A 3,644-nucleotide genomic window follows, 5' to 3' on the forward strand; every position below is an offset into this window, starting at 1 on the left:
GGGCCAAGTCCTGTTTGGCGACCAAGGATCGCGTTACTAGGGAAAGCATTTCTCCGTAGACAGAAATCAGCAGGGCGTTCATGCTAACTGCAATCAAATCATAAGCAAGTTTCAGGGTGGAAAATGATGGGAGTACTATCAATTCGTCTCGGCGTTGCTGCCGTGACCCTTGCCTTCGCCGCGACTCCGGCCTTTGCCGTAGACGGCCCTAAGGTCTCCTGGAACCTTTCCGTCTGGGGTCCACCACGCGCATTCACCGCAGGAATCGAATCCCTTGCCAACTACGTGAGCAAGGAGACCGACGGCAAATTCACCATCAAGATCCACTACGGTGACGCCCTCTCGAAGGGGCCGGACAACCTCGACAACATCAAACTCGGCGCCTTCGAAATGGCGCAGATTTGTACCGGTTACCATCCTGGCAAGCATCCCGGCATCAACGCGCTCGACCTGCCAGGTCTGCCGCTGGCAGATCCAGAGGTTCACGCGCTGGTTCACGACGTATTCTACAAGAACCCGTACATCGTGAATGAGTTCAAGCGCTGGAACGCCATGGTCCTGATGTCGGTGCTGCAACCACAATCGGAGTTCATGGGCACCGGCGACGCACCGACGACGATGGCTGGCTTCAAGGGCATGCGCGTGCGCGCGCTCGGCGGCACGGGCGCCGCGATGAAGAACCTCGGCGCAGTGCCTACCTCGGTCCCTGCGCCGGAAGTCTATACCTCGATGGAACGTGGCGTTTTCCAGGCGGCAGCGTTCCCGTACACCTACGCTTTCTCGTCCTACAAGATTCCCGAGATTGCGAAGTGGTACACGACCAACCTGTCGCCGGGTGCCAACAATTGCCCGACCATCGTGGCCATCGATGCGTTCGGAAAGCTGCCGCCGCAATACAAGGAACTGTTCGACAAGGCGCGGCCGCTGGCCTATGCGGCGCTCATCAAGGCCCATAGCGAGACCGACAAGAAGAACCTGGCCGACTGGGAGAAGAAAGGTCTAAAGGCGATCAAATATTCCGCCGCCGAGCTCAAGATCTTCGAGGAGGTCGGGGCCGCACCGGTGTGGAAGGCCTGGGTGGCAGAAAATGCCGCCAAGGGCGTGCCCGCCCAGGAACTGCTCGACCTCATTCTGAATGAAGCCAAGAAGGCCAAGGCCAAGCTCAACAAGAGCTGACCGGCTCAGGAGGATAAGCAGCGGAAACGGCCGTGATGGCCCCTCCTGAACGGTCGATGGGCGGAGCACTGCTCGATCGCCTCGATCGCGCCCTGCAGGTCGTAGAATTCGCGACGGCCGTGGTTGGCGGCGTCGTGATATTCGGCGTGATGTGGGTCGGAGTCGCCGAGATCCTCCTGCGCAAGGCGTTCAATGCGCCGCTCTACGGCCAGCTCGACTTGATCGAGCAAAGCATGGCCGCCTATACGTTGCTGACGATCTCCTACTGCTACCGCAAGGCGGGCCACATCAGGGTCGATATCGTGGTCGGGCACTTCAAAGGCCGTCGCAAGTGGATCGCCGAGCTGATGGCCTCGATCGCCGCCTTCGGCCTGATCGTGGTGCTCCTGCCCGGCGTACTGCATTTCTTCGATAACGCTTATTATATCGGCGATTCGACCATCAATACTCAGTGGCCGACATGGCCATCCAAGTTGATCCCGGTCATCGGATTCAGCGTCCTGGCCGCTCGAATAGCCCTCGAACTGTGGGCTTACGCGCGACTGGTCGCCGACCCGCTAGCGGAACCGATCGCAGTGCCGGTTCCGTCGCACCTCCCTGAGGACGCCTGATGGAGCCCATCACGATCGGCATTGTCGGGATGGTGGCCCTCACCCTCCTGATCATCTCCGGCATCCGCATCTTCGTTGCTGCAGGGCTCGTCGGCTTCTTCGGCCTATGGGCGTTGCGTGGCTTCGACAAGGCGGTCGGCATCGCCGGCCACATCCCCTACTCCGACACCACGAACTATGCATTGTCGGTCCTGCCGCTGTTCATCCTGATCGGCCATCTCGCGCACCATGCCGGAATCGTACAGGGCGCTTATCGCTGCGCCCGCGCCTGGCTGGGATGGATGCCCGGCGGGCTGGCAGTGGCGACCATCTTTGCCGCCGCGGGCTTCGCCGCCGTGTCGGGCGCGAGCACCGCCACGGCGGCCGTCTTTGCACGCATCTCGATCCCCGAACTGTTGCGCTTCAAATACCAACCTGGCATTGCCGCCGCAGTCGTCGCCGCGGGCGGGACGCTTGCCTCTCTGATTCCCCCTTCGGCGATCATGGTGGTCTACGGCATCATCACCGAAACCTCGATCGGCGGCCTACTGATGGCGGGGTTCATCCCCGGCGTCATCTCCGCGATCCTGTACGCCGCGATCATCGTCGTGCGCTTCAAGATCAATCCCGCACTCGGTCAGTCAGTACATGGCATTCCCTGGCGCGAACGCTTCGTGACACTGCCCGATGCGCTGCCCATCGTGTTCGTCATCGGCGCGGTGATCGGCGGCATGTACACCGGCTGGGCGACACCTACCGAGGTGGGTGCGTTGGGTGCCTTCATCGTGTTCGTCATGGCTCTGCTCAAGAGATCGCTCACGCCGCGCGGCCTGCTGGACTCGCTGCTCGATACGGTGAAGCTCACGGTGATGATCTTCTCGATCATCTGGGGCGTCCTGATTTTCGTGCGTTTCCTGGCCTTCGCCGGCGTTTCCAGCACCTTCTCGGACTGGATCGTCGCCATTGGCGTGTCGCCCTACCTCGTGCTCCTGTTCGTGATCGTGCTCTATACGGTGCTTGGCATGTTCATGGACGGCATCGGGATGTTGTTGCTGACGCTGCCGGTCATCTTCCCGATCATGACGAAGCTCGGGTTCGATCCGATCTGGTTTGGTATCATCGTCGTGAAGATGGTCGAGGTAGGCCTGCTGACGCCGCCAGTGGGGCTGAACTGCTACGTGGTGAGCGGTGTCAGGCCAGATATCCCCCTGCAGGCGATCTTCCGCAATGTCTGGCCGTTCGTGCTCATGGACTTTGCCTGCGTCGGGCTGTTCACGCTCTTCCCCGGCATCGTCACCTTCTTGCCGATGCTCACGATGAGCAGTAATTGAACGCATCGCTACGGACTTGCGTGCCTCCCACAGGCCAGCCTGTTTCACGGCGATTCCTAACCGGACTTCCCTGTTCGCCCGACGATCGGACGGATTGGCGAGTGCCAAGCGAAAGGGTGATTAGTGCGCCGTGCCTGGCGAACTTTGCAAAGGCGCACCGACCGTGCGTGTCCGGCGTGCGAGGCAGGCCTCCAAGAATTCTTGACCGGTGGATTGGCGAACAGCCGGCGTGCAGCTACTCCGATGGCTCATTCACCGGTGCTACCCCATTAACTTCACACTTAGCAGTGCCATGACCCCGGGGAGCGACGCAGGAAGGTGAATGCCGCCTGCGGCGTACTCTAGGTGTTTGATCCCAGGCTTTGATGGATCGGATTGACGCTGAACCGCTGCGGCTCTTTTGTCCATCTCACGCAGATGTATTCATAGGGCGTCAGGCCCTTGAGGGTCTTGAGGCGACGAGCAAAGTTGTAAGCCGTGACGAAGTCGGCAAGATGGCTTCGAAGCTGATCGTGGTTCTCATAGTAGTAGCGCTTTACGGTCGCCT

Annotated in this window: 4 protein-coding genes; 3 read left to right on the top strand and 1 reads right to left on the bottom strand. The window is 60.5% G+C overall.

The features are described 5' to 3' along the window. Positions 1-162 precede the first annotated feature (162 nt). Genes dctP through PSV05_RS03160 form a run of 3 tightly spaced genes read left to right on the top strand, consistent with a single transcriptional unit; the run spans position 163 to position 3,097 of the window. Positions 163-1,176: a TRAP transporter substrate-binding protein DctP gene (dctP, locus tag PSV05_RS03150; RefSeq protein ID WP_300061373.1), complete on the top strand. Its 1,014-nt coding sequence runs from the start codon at positions 163-165 to the stop codon at positions 1,174-1,176. A gap of 56 nt (positions 1,177-1,232) precedes the next feature. Further along, positions 1,233-1,787, top strand: a complete 555-nt coding sequence (locus tag PSV05_RS03155) for a TRAP transporter small permease (protein WP_300061376.1) — start codon at positions 1,233-1,235, stop codon at positions 1,785-1,787. After that, on the top strand, positions 1,787-3,097 hold the full coding sequence (locus PSV05_RS03160) for a TRAP transporter large permease (protein ID WP_300061379.1): 1,311 nt from the start codon (positions 1,787-1,789) through the stop codon (positions 3,095-3,097). The genes PSV05_RS03155 and PSV05_RS03160 overlap by 1 nt, the downstream gene beginning before the upstream one ends. Before the next feature lie 341 nt (positions 3,098-3,438). Here the strand turns inward: PSV05_RS03160 and PSV05_RS03165 are convergent. After that, positions 3,439-3,644, bottom strand: a 206-nt coding sequence (locus PSV05_RS03165; protein WP_300061382.1) for an IS3 family transposase, incomplete at its 5' end; no start/stop codon positions are given.

Origin of the sequence: Thermomonas sp., assembly GCF_029945965.1 — a bacterium.
Taxonomy (GTDB): Bacteria; Pseudomonadota; Gammaproteobacteria; order Xanthomonadales; family Xanthomonadaceae; genus Thermomonas.

Bases quoted from the DNA above. Each gene is read 5' to 3' on its own strand.
- PSV05_RS03155 (WP_300061376.1), top strand. From the start codon at position 1,233: ATGGGCGGAGCACTGCTCGATCGCCTCGATCGCGCCCTGCAGGTCGTA.
- PSV05_RS03160 (WP_300061379.1), top strand. From the start codon at position 1,787: ATGGAGCCCATCACGATCGGCATTGTCGGGATGGTGGCCCTCACCCTC.